Consider the following 18,310-nt stretch of genomic DNA (forward strand, 5'->3'; position numbering starts at 1 on the left):
GCCAGCGCTGGCTCCCGTTATTATGTTAATAGCTAGTAAGTCTATTCATAGTAGTTTAATACCTGGTGGCCACTCTTAACCAGGAGCTGGTCTCGCCGGAAGAGATCAATATCAGCTTTTACCATGTCTTTTACTAGAGCAAGTAGATCGTACTTTGGCTTCCAATTTAACTTTGTCATAGCTTTTGTTGGATCGCCAAGTAATAAATCTACTTCTGTAGGACGGTAATAACGGGGGTCAACGCATACAACATTCTTTCCAATTTCTATTGGAAAATCTGGATTAGAAGACCGAGTAACCACTGCCTTTTCTGAAGAGCCTTCACCCGAAAATTCAAGTTCAACGCCTATTTCAGCGAAAGCCATCCGTACGAAATCCCGAATACTGGTGGTCACGCCAGTGGCAATCACGAAATCTTCAGGTTTTTCCTGTTGCAGGATCAAGTACATTGCTTCAACATAATCTTTAGCATGGCCCCAATCGCGTAGCGAATCAAGGTTCCCTAGATATACCTTATCCTGTAAACCAAGACCGATTCGGGCTACAGCACGGGTAATTTTCCGGGTAACGAATGTTTCGCCCCGTAGAGGAGATTCGTGGTTGAACAAGATACCATTGCAGGCATACATGTTATAAGCCTCACGGTAGTTAACAGTGATCCAGTAGCCATATAATTTCGCTACGGCATAGGGCGATCTTGGATAGAATGGTGTAGTTTCAGATTGCGCATGGCCCTGAACACCTCCGTATAATTCAGAAGTAGATGCCTGATAAATTCGGGTTTTTTCCGTCAATCCCAGCAAACGTACAGCTTCCAGAATCCGGAGTGTACCAATACCATCAACCTGCGCTGTATATTCTGGCTCTTCAAAGCTTACCCTTACATGAGACATAGCACCGAGGTTATAAATCTCGTCGGGCTGTACTTCCTGAATAATACGTATAATATTTGTTGAGTCAGAGAGGTCTCCATAATGAAGCTTAAAATGCACGTTTTTTTCATGCGGATCTTCATACATAGAATCAATCCGTTGGGTATTGAAAAGTGAACTCCGGCGCTTAATGCCATGCACCTCATACCCTTTCCCTAATAATAATTCAGCCAAATAGGCCCCATCCTGCCCTGTAACTCCTGTAATTAGCGCTTTCTTCATATTTTCTATAAAATACTAATTTGTCAAAGTATAGCTTCAAATTGTATAAAACAAATTCAAATGTACATAATGAAGCCTAAATCATATAATTTATTTTACTAAGAGGCTCCGCCTAACATCCACTTTATCTGGCTGTAACTGAGCCGAAGTGATTAGCCGCCGGATGGAAGAATAGTAACGCTCGGCATCCATTCGTCGCATAAAATCCCCGACTTTCAGTTTATAAGTTGGTTGATTATAACTTAGGTATGGGCTCAATTCTGGAAAATTTTGGTAGATAAGTAGTTTAGCGGCATCAGCTTCTTGGCGTTGATTTCCCACGTAAACCTGAATTCGATAGCCAGGAGCGTAGCGAATTGATCGGTTCTGAGTTGCAATTGTATCAAGCACTAAATCAAGTCGTCTATTAACGTGCGTAGCTTCAACAGGGGGCGCCGGTTTACGGGTTTCATTTCTACGGGGTGTATTGACAGGCGCCGTGGTTGATCCGTTAGAAATGGCCGGCTTGTTAGTTACAGCCGGAGCCATTGAATTATATACAGGTCGTACCGAAGATAAATCTTCACTATAACTGTTGTAATCTACAGTTGATCGTGTGCTTGACGTAACAGGTCTACTACTAGCGCAACCTGTCAGAATCAGCAAACCTATCACAAAAACTTTCCCTAGCCCTACTCGCATAATCATAGTCAATGAGACGCAAAAATAGCCATTTCGTCAATCAAATGAGTTAACCTATTAAAGTTGCACAGTGAGTGGTGTTATATTTTAGCTAATTTTGACGATTTATTACGTACAGCATATGCTGAATATACAAAGTTATGTGTCGCTCAAACCGTACAATACGTTCGGAATTGATGTTAGCGCACGCTATTGGGTAGACGTTACTAACGAAAACGATCTCCAAACTTTATTGCACTTAACTGAATTCATTGATACGCCTAAGTTAATTATTGGTGCTGGTAGTAACATACTGTTTCGTCATAATTTTGACGGATTAGTTATTAAAATGAATATTCAGGGAGTTAGTGTATTGCGTGAAGATGACACACATGTTTATATAAAAGCTGGTGCGGGCGTTAACTGGCATGAGTTGGTTCAGTTTTGCGTTAATCAGGAATTTGCGGGAATGGAAAATCTCTCGCTTATACCCGGGACGGTTGGAGCCGCACCCATGCAGAACATTGGTGCTTACGGGGTAGAACTGGAGCAGATCTTTGAATCCCTAACGGCTACGCATATCAGAACGGGCGAAACCCGTACGTTTCTGCACGCCGATTGCGATTTTGGTTATCGAGAAAGTGTTTTTAAGAAATCGCTGAAAGGACAGTACATTATTACGGGCGTTACGTTTCAGCTGGATAAAGTCCCGACGTTTCATACTCGCTACGGAGCCATTCAGGAGACACTCACTGAAATGGGGGTGGCAGAGCATAATTTATCCATTAAAGACATAAGCGAAGCCGTTATTCGTATTCGACGTAGCAAACTTCCCGATCCCGCTCAGATTGGTAATGCCGGTAGTTTCTTCAAAAATCCTGAAATATCAAGAGCAAAGTTTGATACGTTGCTGAGCCAGTATCCGAACTTGCCTGGCTATCCTATTGGGGAAAATGTTGTTAAGGTACCAGCAGGCTGGTTAATAGAGCAAGCTGGCTGGAAAGGTTATCGCTCTGGCGACGTAGGCGTCCACGCCAGGCAGGCATTGGTTTTGGTTAACTACGGCAATGGCCGCGGGGATGAGATACTAAATCTGGCCAAAGAAATTCAACTGTCTGTACTGAATAAATTCGGTATCGAGATAACGCCTGAAGTTAATGTAATTTAGAGGAAAGAAGACGGCAGCATCTTCTTTCCTCTAGAATTATCGTTAGTCAAAACAAAGTGAAGCGGCCCCTAGTAACCCTGCATCATTACCCAGTGTGGCGCGTTTGATGCTCAACCCATTTTTATAGTAATCATTGAGCCAGTAATCGAGGGTTTTTTCAACTGCGGGCAGGATATAGTCAAACGATGCTGACAGCCCCCCTCCAATCAATACCTGCTTGATATCTAAAATCTTAATGAGGGCGGCAAGACCTTCGCCAAGCATTTCGCCAACTTCTGTCCATATTTGGAGAGCTAATTCGTCTCCTTCCGCAGCCGCTGCTACCAGTCCTGTTGTAGATATACTTCCATCATCTGGCAAATGGGTGTCTCCTTTATATTCGCTTCTACGGTCGTTTGCCAGATCAAGAAGTTCTTTTTTTCCAATATTACGTTCCAGTACCCGACCGTTCCGGGAAGGAATGTGACCAGGCTCCATAGCGTTCCCATCACCACCTGTAAATATTTTCTTGTTGATAATAGCAGCTCCACCGATACCTGTACCGAGCGTAATAAAGATGTAATTCTCCGTAATTTTTTCTTCTGCAAAGTAGTACTCCCCCAAAGCCGCGGCATTGGCGTCGTTTTCCAGAAAGAATTTTATACCGGGAAAGCGCGTAGACAGTAATTCAACCATCGGCAGACCGTTTATCTCTGGAATGGCGGTGATCTCTAGCGGAACAGTGCGCTCGCGATTAAGCATCCCGGGCAGTCCTATACCTACTTGTTTAACATCCTTGTTAGCAAGAAGTTGCAAAGCAACGGCGTCACCAAATCGATCAATAAAATGGCCTGATTGACGCCAGCTGATGGTGTCGTGACTATAAAAATTAGAAATTTTACCGGTATTGGCATCGACAATACCCATTTTGACGTTTGTACCGCCTACGTCAATACCCAGATACTCAACGGAAGCCATTCGTTAGCAATAATTAGTTAATAGTGAAATAGTTACTCGGTTTGGATCAGATGAAGTCGGGCGCAAGATACAAAAAAGTCGTTACGGGGCCGCCCTGCAATCAATAGTGATTAGCACTTAGCAGTTCCGGTTACTTTAGCGCTAAGCGGTCAAAAATTCCAGTCACTAAATATCACCCAGTTGTGGCCTGATTAGAATTTCTTCTACTACGGCACTTCTGGAGAGTGAATAAGCTGCCCAGGCGCTATCGGCTACGTCGGAAGGTTTCATGAATCGGTCTTCAGGCAGATCTGTGCCTTCCCAACTGGCAGTCAAGGTAGCGCCGGGTAGAAGTGCCGTTACTTTCACGCTGTGCGGTTTTAGTTCTTCGCGCAAAACCCGGCTCATTCCCAGTAAAGCGTACTTCGAAATACAATAGGAACCACCATTCGTGTAGGCCGTAATGCTGGCTGTTGAGCACATCATAAAGATATGTCCCTTTCGCCGGGCAATCATACCACCAACCAGGCCACGTGTAAGATGATAAGCACTCGCTACGTTGGTATTCATCAACTGCTCAAATGTACCTTCCGCTTCATTATGAATTTGGCCGGGCTGAAAGACACCTGTATTATTAACTAGTACGTCAACAGGACGATTGAGTGAGTGAATGTAATCGAGTAACAACGTAACGCCAGCCCGCGTGGAAAGATCAGCCGAAACGGGCAAGAGCCCATCACCTGCTACATCATCGGTCGAACGCGCGCAAATAACAGCGTCAAAGCCCTCGCTTACAAATCGGTCTGCAATAGCCCGGCCAATGCCTTTGCTACCGCCCGTTACGACTATGAGTGGATTCATATAAACTACTTCTTTTGTAATCTTGCTTTCCTAAAAGGAATAAGGTTTAGCATACGGCGCAAGTTACATCAGAAACCATTCTATCTTTACGAGGGTTCTCTCGAATAGAGAATACCGACCTAGAATAGAGCAAAGTCGGTTTGGTTCACTACACGCTCTTATGTCACGATTAGGCAGTTACTTTATTTTTCTGGGCACGCTCTTCCGCAATCGGGAGAAACTGGGTGTCTATCTAAAACTTATTCTGAACGAATGCACATCAATAGGCGTAGGGTCTATTTTTATTGTTGCCCTCGTCAATTCCTTTATTGGAGCGGTCACCTGCGTGCAAACCGCTTACAATTTGACAAACCCGTTCGTTCCGAAAAATATTATTGCGCTGATCGTACGCGACAGTTCCATTCTGGAATTGGCGCCCACACTTTCCTGCATTGTACTGGCAGGTAAAGTAGGCTCAAATATTGCCAGTGAACTGGGTACAATGCGTATTACCGAACAAATTGATGCACTGGAGGTAATGGGGATTAACTCAAGCTCCTATCTGGTGCTGCCAAAGGTTATCGCATCCGTTCTAATGTTTCCGCTTCTTGTGATTATGGCTGGGTTCCTGGCAATTCTGGGTGGATACATTGCCGGTACGTTGGCCGGAGTAATTTCTCCTGAAGATTATGTTTCCGGCCTACGTGTTGACTATAAACCGTTTGGCGTTACGTTCGCTCTTATCAAAACCGTTGTGTTTGCCTTTCTGATTTCAACAATTTCGGCTTACCGGGGATACAATGTGCAGGGCGGAGCATTGGAAGTCGGGGCAGCATCAACGGCTGCCGTTACCAACAGCTGCGTTGCAATCGTTGCCGCTGACTTTATCCTGACGCAGATGTTACTTACCTAATTAGTGAATGATTGAGATTAAAGATATCGCGAAAACGTTCGGTAATCGACAGGTTCTGGCGGGTATAAATGGCTCGTTTAAGCCCGGCGATACAAGTTTGATTATTGGAGGGAGTGGAACTGGGAAAAGTGTGCTGCTCAAATGCATGATCGGCCTAATAAAGCCTGATTCAGGACAAGTATTGTATGATGGTCGTGATTTTTTGACGACAGACCTGAACGAGCAGAAAACAATTCGACGGGAAATGGGCGTACTGTTTCAGGGATCGGCTTTATTCGATTCGAAAACCGTATTAGAGAATGTACGATTTCCGCTGGATATGCTAACCGACCAGCCTGAAAACGAAAAAATAGAGCGGGCTCAGGAGTGTTTACGTCGCGTAGGATTAGAAAATGCGGCAGATCGAATGCCTTCTGAAATTAGTGGCGGGATGAAAAAACGTGTTGGTATTGCCCGCGCTATTGTTTTAAACCCAAAGTATCTATTCTGCGATGAACCCAATTCGGGTCTGGACCCGTTAACATCGATCAAAATTGATCAGCTCATTTCAGAAATTACGGACGAGTATAAGATTACGACCGTTGTTATTACGCATGACATGAACTCAATGATGGAAATTGGCGAGAAAATCATGTTTCTCTATCAGGGCAAAAAACTCTGGGAAGGTAATAGCGCTACGTTGACCCATTCGGGTGTGGAAGAATTAAATGAGTTTATAAACGCGAATAAGCTTATTCGCGAGATGGAAAAGTAAGCGGTTCTTGATTTGTTCAGGGAGTAGGCGCTGACTTGAATTTGTAAACCGTATAGCCCTCCAGTGACTTAATCGGTTCGTAATTATGTAGAAAAATGGGTGGTGAAAGTGGAGCCTCCTTTTCGCTGTCCCGGCTCACCACAAATTGAATTCGTCCATCCTGTGCCGCTTTATTAAGATCAGTATAGTCAAACGAACGTAGTGGATAAGCTGAGCCAATGATTAAATCCTGCTGAGGTACAATACAATTCCGGACTAGAAAAGCATTTAGATAACTGCTGTTGTATAAGGTGCTATACACCAGGTATTCAGGATGGTGTTTTAGCTCGTTCCTGACGTACTGAGCAACAGTCTGCTCGTGTCGATACAAAGTCATATCAACAGGCTTGCCAAACGTACGTCCCCAATTGAAATTCATGGCGTTGATTGGAATGACCCAAACAAGGCCTAATAAGATTCCCAGGCGGCCTACGTTCGCCCAGTCAGACTGCGCATGGCGTAACTGCCAGAGAGCATCGGCAACTAACAGACAGGATAGACCTGTGAATTCCGTAAAGTAGTTCAGAGCTGATCCCCATTTTAATCCTGTCGCTAAGGCAAACAGAAAGATTCCCAAAGTAGCCAAACCTATAAACTGACGTTCGGGCCGTTCATACACGATATAACGTATGCTGATGGCTAGAGCCGGTACAACTAACCAGGAAAAAGGGCGTAAGTAATGATCAACCAAATTATATCGGAAGTTTCCTAAATCAATCCCATTATTCACACCACGAATAACATTTGTATAGATGATGGTGGCTTCCTGATGGAACAGACTGACGTATAACATTCCCAGAAAGAGCGTAAACCAGCTTAGAAATAAAAAAAAATGTAATGGTTTACCGCTGAAAAAAAGCAGATAACCGCCCACGATAATGGGTAGGCAAAGAGCCGATTGTTTAGAAAAAAGAGCTATTGATGCCAGGAGCGCTGTTAAAACGGAACCGTAATTGACCCGTTTCGATACCCCGGAAACGTTCCATCGAAGAACGGCCCAGATGGTCCAGATAACGAATGCACTATACAAACTATCAGGGCGCCCATAAGATTGGGGTGGAAGGAGCGTAAATGCAAGAATGCTTATGAGTACCGAGACCGGTGTCGGCAACTGTATACGTCGGGCTAATAATAATATGCCCCAGGCATAAAAGAAATTGGCAAGTAGAGAAACGCATCGACCAACAATATAAACTTCGTATACTGCATCGGAAGTCAAGCCAGTAAGTTTCGATACGCCTGCAACAAGGTAGTAGTAAATTGGACTATATTGAGTAATGGCATATGGAGCCTGCTCAGGATTTTGGTAAAGCGGATACCCCGCAAGCACACGTAACACGCTGTATATAACATTGTTTTCGATGCCGCCAACATCCGGATTGACTAAAAAAATTACTTTGATTCGAACATAAAGCGTTGCTAAGCCCAAAACCCCAACAAGTATCCAGATAAGCAGATAGGTATGTTGAATGATTTTTTGGTATAAATTATGTAAAACTTGCACCATTCGAATCTAATAGACTACCAGAGCGTAGTACGGGCAAATATATAGGATAAAACTAAGCGTATAAGTAAAACGTATACACTTGGTTTATTATTCGGTAATTTTATAAGCTAAAATTTCCATCTGGCCTGCATCTTTACTTCTGTTTTGTGAGAAGCGTTGATTTGGTCGAGGTCAGAGCCAACCGTGCTTTGATTGGATAAATCTGTCCGGGCCCAGCGTACCCAGACGTCCAGATGACGATTCAGGGTATACTGGCAAAGTATATAATGGCGAATGCCCTGATCAAAATAAGCCGGAAACGAAAAGGCGTATAATACATCACGCTCATAAACATACTGCCGACTGTCGTAGTCATCGGTTCCGAACAGAGCAAATCGTCCGCTGATACTTAACCGCCGATGGTCCAGTGTGGCGTCCTGAACCAGGGCAAACCCTCGTGAAGGCGTCTGTCCTGCATAAACAAAAGACCCCCATTGTAACCGCGAACGTAGCGAGAAACCTCTTATCAAGGTATATTCGGCGTTCAGCGCGTAGCTACGGCGGGTTGTTCTCACAACGTCTTTTACTTTTCCGATTGTTAGGTTTTTCTGTTTATGCTCTTCGTGAAAAACTCCATAAAAAGCCGTTTTTCGATTAGGTGTGTAACGAACTTGAACTAAATAATCGAAGCCGTTTGAGGGTTTATCCACTAAATATTTCAGCCACGGAAAGCTAACGTAATCGACAAAGCCGCTCAGTGTCATCTTACGATAAACAGTATATTTCAATCCTGCATACGCGCCTGTTTCGTTAATGGTTCGCGTACCTTCGCTGAAAGCATTGCTATAGAAGCTATGAAAATTACGGTCGTAATGACGTAGTACAAGGGCTAGATCAAGCTTTTTCGTCAGGCTCGCTAAAGCGCCCCCCACCGCACCAAAACCACCCGAATACGTAGCAGAACCACTACTCCAGGCCACTTCGCTAAATAGGGTCCAGTTGCGCCAGATATAATTGCCGTGAATTCCAATTACCAGATTTTGTTTTCCTGTGAATTCATATCGATTGTAAGGCTGGTCGCGTTTACGCAGGAACGTATCAAAAGTCGTCCGTAAAATAGTCATACCAATCTGCAACTGCTGACGGTTATGGTAGAGGATATGCATTCCCAGATTGGTTTCAAGTAAGCTCCTCTGATCGTCAATTTCTGACGGAGTGCGGTGTAAACCCGACGTTTGTAGTGATGTCGCTATCCGATTGCCCAGGCTGTCTGTCGACATGTTCGCATCGCGTCGATTGCTGGCAGCGATAAGCGTTACGTCGATCATCGGATGAGCAGCATACGTAGCGGTAACACCTCGTAAATAACCACTCTCCGTGAGTGATGTGTACGGTCGGGCACCCAGCATTGGCCGTCGAACGGTCTGTACAGTTTCCGCACTTTTGCCCAGTACAAAGCCTGCTGATAATACTAAACCCTGCCCAATCTGTAGTTGATAATCACCCAGCAGCAGATTTCGCCATTTACCCCGATTCTGTATTTGTGCATGAAATGAAAAATAATCGGCACCGTACCGACGCGTGGATGGGTGCCATTTTAATTGTTCGCCGGGGTCTTTTTCGAGGGTTACACCTACGCTGAAAGCACGCGGTCGACTGTAACGATAGCGGGCATACCATTGTCCGGCATCGCCCAGATATCGAGTTGGTAAATTCCCCTTTTTATCGGGTGTAGCTTCGGCAAAGCCCTTTTGTTGTTCAAGTACCTGTTCATAACGTACAATCAGATAGTTATCCGTTGAGGTTGGCAATTTGCCAAACAAACCTGACTGACTGCCTACAGTTACGAAAGGAAGAAGCCGACGTATCGTTGGTACATCAAAGTCCGGGACTGCCTGTAGCTCATAAATTGACAGCAAATCTCCGACTTCGGCACGATACGTCGCTAAACTGCTCAGTTGACGCTCGGACAGGAGATACGTAGCGGCTAATTCGTCGCGTGCGGCCTTGTTCAGATCGAGCGGATTAGCGTGCAATTGAGCCAGCGCATCGAATACTGATTGGTAATCGATTCCTTCGGTTTGCACGGGAAATAAGTCCTGGATAGACCGGCTTATGTCTAAACCCTGGTCTACATTCCTACGTACCGGCGTATCTGTCTGGGAATGCGCGGGAGTAACAGACAATGATCCGACGGTAACAAGCAGATAAACAGAGCGTAGCAGTCTCCTTCGTTCATATGATGGCATAAAACCAACCTTCTCGAAGGGGAATAGGAACGTAGTGTTTTTGCCTCCGTTACGTTGGTGACTCTATGACGAAAACAAGCCGATAAAGGTACGTATCGATCAAAAAAGGCACATAAGCAGTTTTAGGCGAATCGTCGTTTAAGAATGTCAACCAATTCGTTCACTTCATCACTATTCATGTCCCAAAGGTACTGCGACGCGTAGCGATCAGAAATTAAATCGAGCGCCTGCCCGTAATTAGTGAGCGTATCAATTTCTTCAACAGCCTGGTTGTAAGCGCTTGTGTTTCCGTTAAATAACTGGTTGATGAACCGGAATTTCTGATTCAGCGAAATACTGCGAGCAACGCTTTCAATGGGCGCCTGATGAAAAGTTTCGGCAACTGTAGTTGTCTGCGCCGATTCGGCAACACCTGTCTCGCGCAACGTATCGTTTAGTGTAACGGGCGATTCAGCCGGCACGATTGACGAACCGGATTCAGTGATGCTGGGCTGCGAAAGAGCACCAGTCGGCATTTGAGAAGGCTGGCTAACAGGAGCAACGGGTTCGGGTCCAGGTTCACCACTCAAAAACATAGGTCCGCCTGATCCGGTTGTGTCCGCTGATTCTGGTTTTGGATTATCCGAAATTTCCTGAAGGGCATTACGTGCCTCTTCCGCTGATAAACCAGCCGGTTCGGCTGTGGTAGGTTGGGGAGGGATAGCGGGGGCAACAATGTCTGTCGTAGCTTCGACCGCAACCAGAGGAGCAGGTGGAATGGCGGGTTCGTCAAGGGTGTCAAAAAACGACCGGGCCGGCGGATTTGGGATGTTATCCGGCACGTGACTCCGCAGCAAAGCCGATACGTCCATGGGTAATTTCTCAGAGAATAACGCTACGTATTTGTCGTAATGTTCCAGTTCATGCCCACGCTGAGCAAGGGCTTCATCCAGAAAACCAATGGCCTGATTGGCATAGACAAAAGGTTTATCCTTAATGCGTTGCGTGATATGAGCGGGAATAAACTGGTTAATCTTTGTAAAACGATTCAGCTGTTTTAAGGCTGCGGCTGTAAGCATGAATTCGGGTTGGCTACGTATAATTTCATCGAAATAAGCCCGAGGGTCAAAAATTAGAATAATCGTTCGACGGACAGCATCTGCCAGTAACGGCTCGAGATGTTCGCGCCGAACCGAAATGTGCTGCGATACTACGTTCATAAAATTTTGCAAGGCTTCCTGAACGTCAGCATTGGCGAAGTCAAAATAATGACTCCTGAATTTTTCAGCATCTGCCCTCCATCTGTCTGATAGACTACTAATAACCAGCAGATTAATCTGGGCAATGGGCGTCAGAGATAGAATTTGTTCGCCATTAATAACTGCATGGTTCTGGTAAAAATCGGTTGCGATTCGACGGGCGTATGACTTGCTATATTCAGTAAGCGCGTTTGCGTTAAACTTGTTCGACATCAGGAAAAGCCTTTGTTTTGTATAATAGGACTTCAATTAAGCGCCTTACTTGGATTCTAAAAGAAAGTCCTGGTAAAGATAAAGTTTTCGATGGCAAACCTCTCTGGAGGAATTGACAAATCCAGTAACAAGGCCATTACTACGTGCTGAAGAAACAAATTGTTTGTAGTTTAATAAGTTTCCGGCCATTACAACGACCAATACCCGATGTTTATTGAACCCAACCACCGACGCGAACCGCCCCATCTACGTACTGGATGGATTGAAGTGATCTGCGGCTCAATGTTTTCCGGCAAAACAGAGGAATTAATTCGTCGGCTCAATCGGGCGCGTATTGCCAAGCTCAACGTTCAGATCTTTAAGCCTGCGTTAGATACCCGCTATCACGAGGAAAATATCGTTTCGCATTCTGCCCTCACGATTCGGTCAACTCCGGTGCAGAAGGCGGGTCAGATTGTTGCGCTGGCCGGGGATTGCGACGTAGTGGGTATAGATGAAGCGCAGTTTTTCGATCAGGATATAATTGACGTTTGCAACCAGCTGGCAAATCAGGGGCAGCGGGTAATTGTGGCAGGTTTGGATATGGATTTTTCCGGCAAACCCTTTGGCTGTATGCCCCAACTGATGAGTGTTGCTGAATACGTAACGAAAGTTCATGCGATTTGCGTGGTTTGTGGCGATATCGCACATTACTCTTACCGACTTCTTCCTTCGCAGGAGCGGGTCTTACTGGGCGAAACAGACAGCTACGAAGCCCGCTGTCGGCGCTGTTTTCATCTTGGTGTCGATGCTGGACGTAAGGAGTGGGCTTATGAGGACGTTAATAAGTAATGACGAATAACCGCAAGAAGAATGAACCAAAATGGAGTTGCCTGCTCCTCATTTTTCATTGTACGTTTTTCATTATTGAAGTTTCCTTCGCTCAAATCGATACGTGGAAATCACACGTTAGTTATCGGTCCGGTCAGTCGGTTGTGGTCGTTGGCAACAAAGTATATGCCGCTACCAGAAATGGCTTTTTTTATTACGACAAAGCCACAAGCGAAACGGTTACGCTCGATAAAACGTCGGGCCTGAGCGATGTGGGCATTAGCCGGTTACTTTATCTTGCTGATCAAAAACGTCTGTTAATTGCTTATCGGAATGGTAACCTGGATTTTTTAACGTTGACAGAAACGGGTGAGCCGGGTTCAATCGCGAATTTTAATACCATCCTTTCGGCTTCCAGCCTGCCGGATTCGCGAACAATCAATCACCTGAATCGGATTGGAAATAACGCTTACCTAAGTACAGATTTTGGGCTGTTGGTGCTGGATTTGCAAAGGAATGAGATTCGGGATACGTATTTCAGCCAACGCCCCGACGGAACGCCCCTGCCTATTTACCAGACAGCTGCCACGGCTGATAGTTTGTATGCGCTAACAGCTCCGCAGAGTTTGACAGAAATTGGATATAGATTGCGGGCAGTGCGTTTTGCCGCCAATGTTAATATCGCCGATCCAGCCAACTGGCGAGCTGTTCAGGAACCGAATGCAGCCTTATCGTCTCTACTGACTGATCAAAACCGCCTATACGTATCGGTCAACAACAGAGGAGTTTACACGAGAAATAATGCCAGTTGGTTATTATGGCGGCAAATTTCCGATCCGGTTATCCGGCTGTTTCCGTCGGCCGAAGGGCCCGTTTTAGCTACCAGCCGAGCCATTACGTTACCTAACTCGCTTACGTTTACGGGATCTGGATTAATTGATCCAAATGAGGTTGTTACCGATGGGAATGCTATATGGGTTGCTGATACGCAGAACGGTTTACTGGCGGGTACAAACGGTACGTTTCAGCCCGTCGCGCCAGATGGGCCGGCAAGCGACCAGTTTGGCAGCCTGTACGCATATGCACAAACACTTGTTGCTTTGCCAAATGGCCCACAGGATAATACAGCGCTGATAGCTAACCGGCCACCATCTGAATCTTTTTCGGTTCAAAACCAGCGCTGGAGCAGTAACTTAGTCGCTAACGTAACAGTCGGGTTTAATTCCGCAGCTTATCTTCCGGCTGAACAAAAGTTATACCTAAGCAACTTTGGAGGTGGCTTATGGAGCCAGAGTGAAGGGCAAACTCCTGTAGCTGTTTCGATTCCCGGTACGGTTGGACCATTTATCACGAGTCTTGCCGCTGACCTTGAGGGTAATTTATGGATAACCACCGGAGGAAGTAATGCACAGCTTGCTACCTTACATGTCCGTCGGACCAATGGGCAATTTCAGTCTTTTCCGAGTGTTTATCTAACCGGTATTCAGCAGATTGTTCCCGACGATAACGGCTTTTTATGGATGCGCCTGGGTAATAGGGAAGGAATTCAGGTGTTTGATCCGCAAACTAACCGGAGCCGATTGCTGACGAGCCGGGTGGGGCAGGGTGCCTTGCCGAATAGCAACATAAGAACACTAGCGAAAGACCGAAATGGCGCCATCTGGGTCGGAACGGATCTGGGGCCTACTGTATTCGATTATCCGGCTGGTATTTTTGATAGCGTTATTGATGGGCAGCCTCCTCTTATCAATGGGCGTCGATTGTTGGGCAACCAGGTGATTACAGCCGTTGCCGTCGATGGTGGCAATCGCAAATGGATTGGTACGCAGAGCGGACTTTACCACGTAGCACCCGACGGATCGCAATTACTTAATACGTTTACCGCAGAGAATAGCCCATTATCCAGCAATACGATTCAAACATTGGCCATTGAACCGATTAGCGGGAATGTATTTATTCAGACGCCGAACGGACTAATGGCATACCGGGGGGGCGCCACCGAACCCGCTCAGGAACTTAGCCAGCTAACTATTTTTCCTAATCCCGTACGTCCTGATTTTATGGGAACAGTGGGTATCAACGGCCTTACTGAAAACTCAACCGTTAAAATTCTGGATGCGGGTGGCCAGTTGGTTTATGAAACCCGGTCGCAGGGAGGAACGGCAACATGGAATCTACGCGATTACCGGGGGCGAACGGCACAAACCGGAATTTATTTGGTTGTGGTCGTTACGTCGGCTGGAGTAGAAGGATTGGCCGGAAAACTGGCAATAGTCCGATAGTCCGATCTGGTATCTCGCGTTTACTAATCATTTAACCAAACAAAAAGCCATTTCTGACAGTTGCCCAATCAGGTCATTTTACCTAATTTTGACCGATATTTTAGCCGACGTTGTTAGATTCATTCCGTTATCTGAACGACGTGCTACAACGAAATCAATACATTCAGCATGAGAGAAATACAGTTCCGTGAGGCCCTACGGGAGGCTATGTCGGAAGAAATGCGCCGGGACCCGCTGGTCTATCTGATGGGCGAAGAAGTCGCCGAATACAATGGTGCTTACAAAGTCAGTCAGGGAATGCTGGACGAATTTGGATCGGAGCGCGTTATCGACACGCCAATTGCCGAACTGGGTTTTGCTGGTATCGGAGTTGGTTCTGCCATGAACGGCTTACGGCCTATTATTGAGTTTATGACGTTCAACTTTTCGCTTGTAGCAATTGACCAGATCATTAATTCAGCCGCTAAAGTAATGTCGATGTCCGGTGGGCAATATTCCTGCCCGATCGTATTTCGCGGACCGACGGGAAATGCTGGCATGCTTTCATCACAACACTCGCAAAACTTCGAAAATTGGTTTGCCAATACGTCGGGGTTAAAAGTTGTTGTGCCATCGAATCCTTACGATGCCAAGGGACTGCTTAAATCGTGCATTCGCGACAACGATCCTGTTATTTTCATGGAATCGGAGCTGATGTATGGCGACAAAGGTCAGGTTCCGGAAGAAGAATATCTCATTCCAATTGGCCAGGCCAACATAGTACGCGAAGGAAATGACGTAACGATCGTGTCGTTTGGCAAGATTATGAAAGTGGCGCTTGCCGCTGCTGAAGAACTAGCTAAAAACGGCGTTTCGGCTGAAGTAATTGATCTTCGGTCCGTTCGTCCAATAGACTATGCCACTATTATCAATTCGGTGAAGAAAACCAATCGGTGTGTGATTGTAGAAGAAGCCTGGCCGTTGGCTGCCATTTCATCGGAAGTGACATACAATATTCAGCGTAATGCGTTTGATTACCTTGATGCGCCGGTGATTAGAGTTAATAGTATGGATTTACCTCTGCCTTATGCGCCTACACTCATCGAAGCGATTCTGCCAAACGTAAAACGCACGCTGCAGGCCGTCGAGTCGGTTATGTATAAAAAATAAGGGTACTACAATCAGATTGTACAACTAACAAAAAGCGCTGGTCGAACCGACCAGCGCTTTTTGTTGCAAATGCTCAAAATAACAACGCCCACCTGTTTATGCAAGTGGGCGTTGATTGGCGCGATTATAGTCAAAACGCCCTCGATTTCAGTTTAGTTCGCCTAGTGAAAAATAGCTGAATTATTTTCCACTAAAAGACGCTTGTGCGTAAAATTGTAAAAAGAATAAAAAGATAGTGGCTCAAAGCACTGCATTACGACCTACGGGACGGATAATTTATGAAGTGACGGTTCAATATGTTGGCTCACTGACAACGCTACGTCAGCGAGAGCCAACGATAACGTTTTTTTCAAATCTTCGTAAAGCCGTGGATGCGATCACGGCTGAACTGGTATTGAATAACTGGCCGCTTAAAGTCAATTATACGGCCGTTTACCGGGGTGTAAAGCAGCGGGGTGTATACGGTTGTGATTTCGACGTAGCAGGTATGCGAGTCTTCCGAATAAAAGTGGTTCCGAGAATACTAAATCCTGCTTTGCCAAGGTTAGGCATTGATGAAAACCCAGCAAAATAAAGATACACTGCCGTTTACTATAGCCAGTAATTACTAGATCTCCTTTTTAAGACAACATAGCAACATTAAAGGCTGGCTATAGTATTCTCCTAAATTGAGTTAATACGCCTTCAGGCTCAAATCTAAACTCTTGATCTGATGCGTCAATGCGCCTGACGAAATGAAATCAACGCCAGTTTCCGCGTAGGCACGTAGGTCAGTTTCATCAATGCCGCCCGAGGCTTCGGTAATAAAACGGCCATTGATCAGACGTACCATGTCGCGAATTCCTTCGGGCGAGAAATTATCCAGCAGAATTATATCGACTTGTCCTACGCGTAGTACTTCTTCGACTTCAGCGCGGTTGCGGGTTTCTATTTCGATACGTAGCTGACGGCCTGTTTCACGCAAATACGTAACCGCTTTCGTAATGGCTGCTTCGATTCCGCCAGCGTAATCAACATGGTTGTCTTTAATCAGAATCATATCGTACAGACCAAATCGGTGATTGACTGCTCCACCGATTTTAGTCGCCATTTTCTCGCAAATGCGGAAGTTAGGCGTTGTCTTACGCGTATCTAACAGTTGGGCCTGCGTTCCTTCGAGCAGGTTGACCAGTTCACGTGTGTGCGTAGCAATACCACTCATGCGCTGCATACAGTTCAGCACTAATCGCTCAGCGGTCAGGATATTACGGGCGTTACCGCTAACCGTTAACACTATGTCGCCGGGTTTAATAGCGGCTCCATCCTGAATCAGAATTTCTACATCGAAAGTCGGGTCAACTTCGGCGAAAATAGCTTTTGCTACGTCAACACCAGCCAGAATACCGGCTTCTTTAACTAATAACCGGGCGCGCTTCTGCGCATCGGCAGGAATTGTAGAGAGCGAGGTATGATCGCCATCGCCAACATCTTCGGCCAGGGCTAGTCGGATAAATTCTTGTAAATTCATAAGGCGAAAGTAGACAAATTTTATTGACGAAGCTGCGGGTGTCGCTTACGGAAGTTCAGGATGATTAGGTCGATTGGCACAGAGATAATTGCCATTGCCCTGACATAAAGGACAACGTATTGACTCCGTTATAGTACGATATGTCCTGTTGTTAGTGAGGGTAGCTGGGATTTGCCGGGTAACCATAACGGTCTTGTTACCAGCACATTCAGAACAACGTATTATCCCGATTCCGCCACAGGTTATACAGGTTGGCGTAAGAGTTCCGAACGATTTTGCAGGCGATTGGCCCACCTTATCTTCAGGAAGAGTAATGACCGCGAGTTTGGTGATAAAATAACCACCTACTGGCCCTCCCAAAGCGCCCGCTGTGATGGGTAAGCTTTTAAAATTGATTTCTTCCACGTCGGAGGGGACTCGCTCAAAGCACAGATCATATTGTAAGGAATCAACACCGGCAGGAACTGTAATGGGTACATCAATATCAAATGAGCCCGCATTTATCAGCCGGAACGCTTGCCGAATATCTTGCCGATTATACAGATACGTAGCAGAACTAATGACAAATCGGGTTAAGCCATCCTGTCTGCGCACGAAGGTGAGAATTGTATGCTTAGCTGTATTTCTGGCGCTAACCAACGTAATGGATTTACCCAGAAAATTCGACCGTTCATACGCAACAGGCCGGAATGAGCCATCGTCATTCGCTATTCGTGCTGCTTCCTGTTTAATAAATAAGGCGAGTTGGTCGGCCGGGGATTGACGCTTCAGAATGTCGCCTGCGGTTAGGACCGTACCGTCTGATAAAACAATACGGTCGATGTTATTTTTTGGTACCACCATCAATGGAGATAGTACGTTTTCGAAACTTTTTATCAGCACCGTTTTGGCCTTAAACGCAATAAAACTGGC

General features: G+C 45.7%; 16 protein-coding genes. 7 read left to right on the plus strand and 9 right to left on the minus strand.

Annotated elements, in window-relative coordinates; genetic code table 11:
- Positions 1 to 41: 41 nt before the first annotated feature.
- Positions 42 to 1,154 carry a GDP-mannose 4,6-dehydratase gene (gene gmd / locus ACOJS8_RS02350; protein WP_420146921.1) on the minus strand — a complete coding sequence of 371 codons (1,113 nt, stop codon included), beginning with the start codon at positions 1,152 to 1,154 and terminating at the stop codon, positions 42 to 44.
- A gap of 90 nt (positions 1,155 to 1,244) precedes the next feature.
- Entirely contained in the window at positions 1,245 to 1,682 is a 438-nt protein-coding gene (locus ACOJS8_RS02355; RefSeq protein WP_420146922.1) for an SPOR domain-containing protein, read from the minus strand.
- Between the two features lie 274 nt (positions 1,683 to 1,956).
- On the opposite strand from ACOJS8_RS02355, the gene murB reads away from it, so the two are divergent.
- Entirely contained in the window at positions 1,957 to 2,982 is a 1,026-nt protein-coding gene (gene murB, locus ACOJS8_RS02360; protein WP_420146923.1) for a UDP-N-acetylmuramate dehydrogenase, read from the plus strand.
- A gap of 42 nt (positions 2,983 to 3,024) precedes the next feature.
- Here the strand turns inward: murB and ACOJS8_RS02365 are convergent, their stop codons facing one another.
- Positions 3,025 to 3,939 (minus strand): ROK family protein, encoded by a 915-nt coding sequence (locus tag ACOJS8_RS02365; RefSeq protein ID WP_420146924.1) that lies wholly within the window; start codon positions 3,937 to 3,939, stop codon positions 3,025 to 3,027.
- 165 nt (positions 3,940 to 4,104) lie between these two features.
- Entirely contained in the window at positions 4,105 to 4,779 is a 675-nt protein-coding gene (locus tag ACOJS8_RS02370; RefSeq protein WP_420146925.1) for an SDR family oxidoreductase, read from the minus strand.
- Between the two features lie 160 nt (positions 4,780 to 4,939).
- Here ACOJS8_RS02370 and ACOJS8_RS02375 point away from each other — a divergent pair, with 160 nt between their 5' ends.
- Both ACOJS8_RS02375 and ACOJS8_RS02380 read left to right on the plus strand, forming a co-directional pair.
- Positions 4,940 to 5,671: an MlaE family ABC transporter permease gene (locus ACOJS8_RS02375; RefSeq protein ID WP_420146926.1), complete on the plus strand. Its 732-nt coding sequence runs from the start codon at positions 4,940 to 4,942 to the stop codon at positions 5,669 to 5,671.
- Positions 5,672 to 5,678: 7 nt separating this feature from the next.
- Positions 5,679 to 6,425, plus strand: a complete 747-nt coding sequence (locus ACOJS8_RS02380) for an ABC transporter ATP-binding protein (RefSeq protein WP_420146927.1) — start codon at positions 5,679 to 5,681, stop codon at positions 6,423 to 6,425.
- A 16-nt stretch (positions 6,426 to 6,441) separates the two neighbouring features.
- Here ACOJS8_RS02380 and ACOJS8_RS02385 read toward each other — a convergent pair whose 3' ends face one another.
- The 3 genes from ACOJS8_RS02385 to ACOJS8_RS02395 form a co-directional block, all read right to left on the minus strand.
- The gene (locus ACOJS8_RS02385) at positions 6,442 to 7,971 is read right to left on the minus strand and encodes an ArnT family glycosyltransferase (protein WP_420146928.1); all 1,530 of its coding nucleotides are present in this window, start codon (positions 7,969 to 7,971) and stop codon (positions 6,442 to 6,444) included.
- 107 nt (positions 7,972 to 8,078) lie between these two features.
- Positions 8,079 to 10,199, minus strand: a complete 2,121-nt coding sequence (locus ACOJS8_RS02390) for a ComEA family DNA-binding protein (RefSeq protein ID WP_420146929.1) — start codon at positions 10,197 to 10,199, stop codon at positions 8,079 to 8,081.
- A 122-nt stretch (positions 10,200 to 10,321) separates the two neighbouring features.
- On the minus strand, positions 10,322 to 11,650 hold the full coding sequence (locus ACOJS8_RS02395) for a hypothetical protein (RefSeq protein WP_420146930.1): 1,329 nt from the start codon (positions 11,648 to 11,650) through the stop codon (positions 10,322 to 10,324).
- A gap of 207 nt (positions 11,651 to 11,857) precedes the next feature.
- Here ACOJS8_RS02395 and ACOJS8_RS02400 point away from each other — a divergent pair, with 207 nt between their 5' ends.
- From ACOJS8_RS02400 to ACOJS8_RS02415, 4 genes are all read left to right on the plus strand, one after another.
- Positions 11,858 to 12,481 (plus strand): thymidine kinase, encoded by a 624-nt coding sequence (locus tag ACOJS8_RS02400; RefSeq protein WP_420146931.1) that lies wholly within the window; start codon positions 11,858 to 11,860, stop codon positions 12,479 to 12,481.
- Complete coding sequence (locus ACOJS8_RS02405; protein WP_420146932.1) at positions 12,481 to 14,742, plus strand: two-component regulator propeller domain-containing protein; 2,262 nt, start codon at positions 12,481 to 12,483, stop codon at positions 14,740 to 14,742. The genes ACOJS8_RS02400 and ACOJS8_RS02405 overlap by 1 nt, the downstream gene beginning before the upstream one ends.
- A 168-nt stretch (positions 14,743 to 14,910) precedes the next feature.
- On the plus strand, positions 14,911 to 15,891 hold the full coding sequence (locus ACOJS8_RS02410; protein WP_420146933.1) for a pyruvate dehydrogenase complex E1 component subunit beta: 981 nt from the start codon (positions 14,911 to 14,913) through the stop codon (positions 15,889 to 15,891).
- Between the two features lie 283 nt (positions 15,892 to 16,174).
- Positions 16,175 to 16,465, plus strand: a complete 291-nt coding sequence (locus ACOJS8_RS02415; RefSeq protein WP_420146934.1) for a hypothetical protein — start codon at positions 16,175 to 16,177, stop codon at positions 16,463 to 16,465.
- 99 nt (positions 16,466 to 16,564) lie between these two features.
- Here the strand turns inward: ACOJS8_RS02415 and nadC are convergent, their stop codons facing one another.
- The gene (gene nadC / locus ACOJS8_RS02420) at positions 16,565 to 17,398 is read right to left on the minus strand and encodes a carboxylating nicotinate-nucleotide diphosphorylase (RefSeq protein ID WP_420146935.1); all 834 of its coding nucleotides are present in this window, start codon (positions 17,396 to 17,398) and stop codon (positions 16,565 to 16,567) included.
- A 45-nt stretch (positions 17,399 to 17,443) separates the two neighbouring features.
- Positions 17,444 to 18,310: hypothetical protein (locus tag ACOJS8_RS02425; protein WP_420146936.1), on the minus strand; the 867-nt coding region annotated here is incomplete at its 5' end.

This window comes from Spirosoma sp. (assembly GCF_048594605.1).
Classification (GTDB): domain Bacteria; phylum Bacteroidota; class Bacteroidia; order Cytophagales; family Spirosomataceae; genus Spirosoma.

Coding starts and splice junctions, on each gene's coding strand:
- ACOJS8_RS02370 (WP_420146925.1), bottom strand. CDS start 4,779: ATGAATCCACTCATAGTCGTAACGGGCGGTAGCAAAGGCATTGGCCGG.
- ACOJS8_RS02405 (WP_420146932.1), top strand. CDS start 12,481: ATGACGAATAACCGCAAGAAGAATGAACCAAAATGGAGTTGCCTGCTC.
- nadC (WP_420146935.1), bottom strand. CDS start 17,398: ATGAATTTACAAGAATTTATCCGACTAGCCCTGGCCGAAGATGTTGGC.
- ACOJS8_RS02400 (WP_420146931.1), top strand. CDS start 11,858: ATGTTTATTGAACCCAACCACCGACGCGAACCGCCCCATCTACGTACT.
- ACOJS8_RS02410 (WP_420146933.1), top strand. CDS start 14,911: ATGAGAGAAATACAGTTCCGTGAGGCCCTACGGGAGGCTATGTCGGAA.
- murB (WP_420146923.1), top strand. CDS start 1,957: ATGCTGAATATACAAAGTTATGTGTCGCTCAAACCGTACAATACGTTC.
- ACOJS8_RS02380 (WP_420146927.1), top strand. CDS start 5,679: ATGATTGAGATTAAAGATATCGCGAAAACGTTCGGTAATCGACAGGTT.
- ACOJS8_RS02385 (WP_420146928.1), bottom strand. CDS start 7,971: ATGGTGCAAGTTTTACATAATTTATACCAAAAAATCATTCAACATACC.
- ACOJS8_RS02395 (WP_420146930.1), bottom strand. CDS start 11,650: ATGTCGAACAAGTTTAACGCAAACGCGCTTACTGAATATAGCAAGTCA.
- ACOJS8_RS02365 (WP_420146924.1), bottom strand. CDS start 3,939: ATGGCTTCCGTTGAGTATCTGGGTATTGACGTAGGCGGTACAAACGTC.
- ACOJS8_RS02390 (WP_420146929.1), bottom strand. CDS start 10,199: ATGCCATCATATGAACGAAGGAGACTGCTACGCTCTGTTTATCTGCTT.
- ACOJS8_RS02355 (WP_420146922.1), bottom strand. CDS start 1,682: ATGGCTCCGGCTGTAACTAACAAGCCGGCCATTTCTAACGGATCAACC.
- ACOJS8_RS02375 (WP_420146926.1), top strand. CDS start 4,940: ATGTCACGATTAGGCAGTTACTTTATTTTTCTGGGCACGCTCTTCCGC.
- gmd (WP_420146921.1), bottom strand. CDS start 1,154: ATGAAGAAAGCGCTAATTACAGGAGTTACAGGGCAGGATGGGGCCTAT.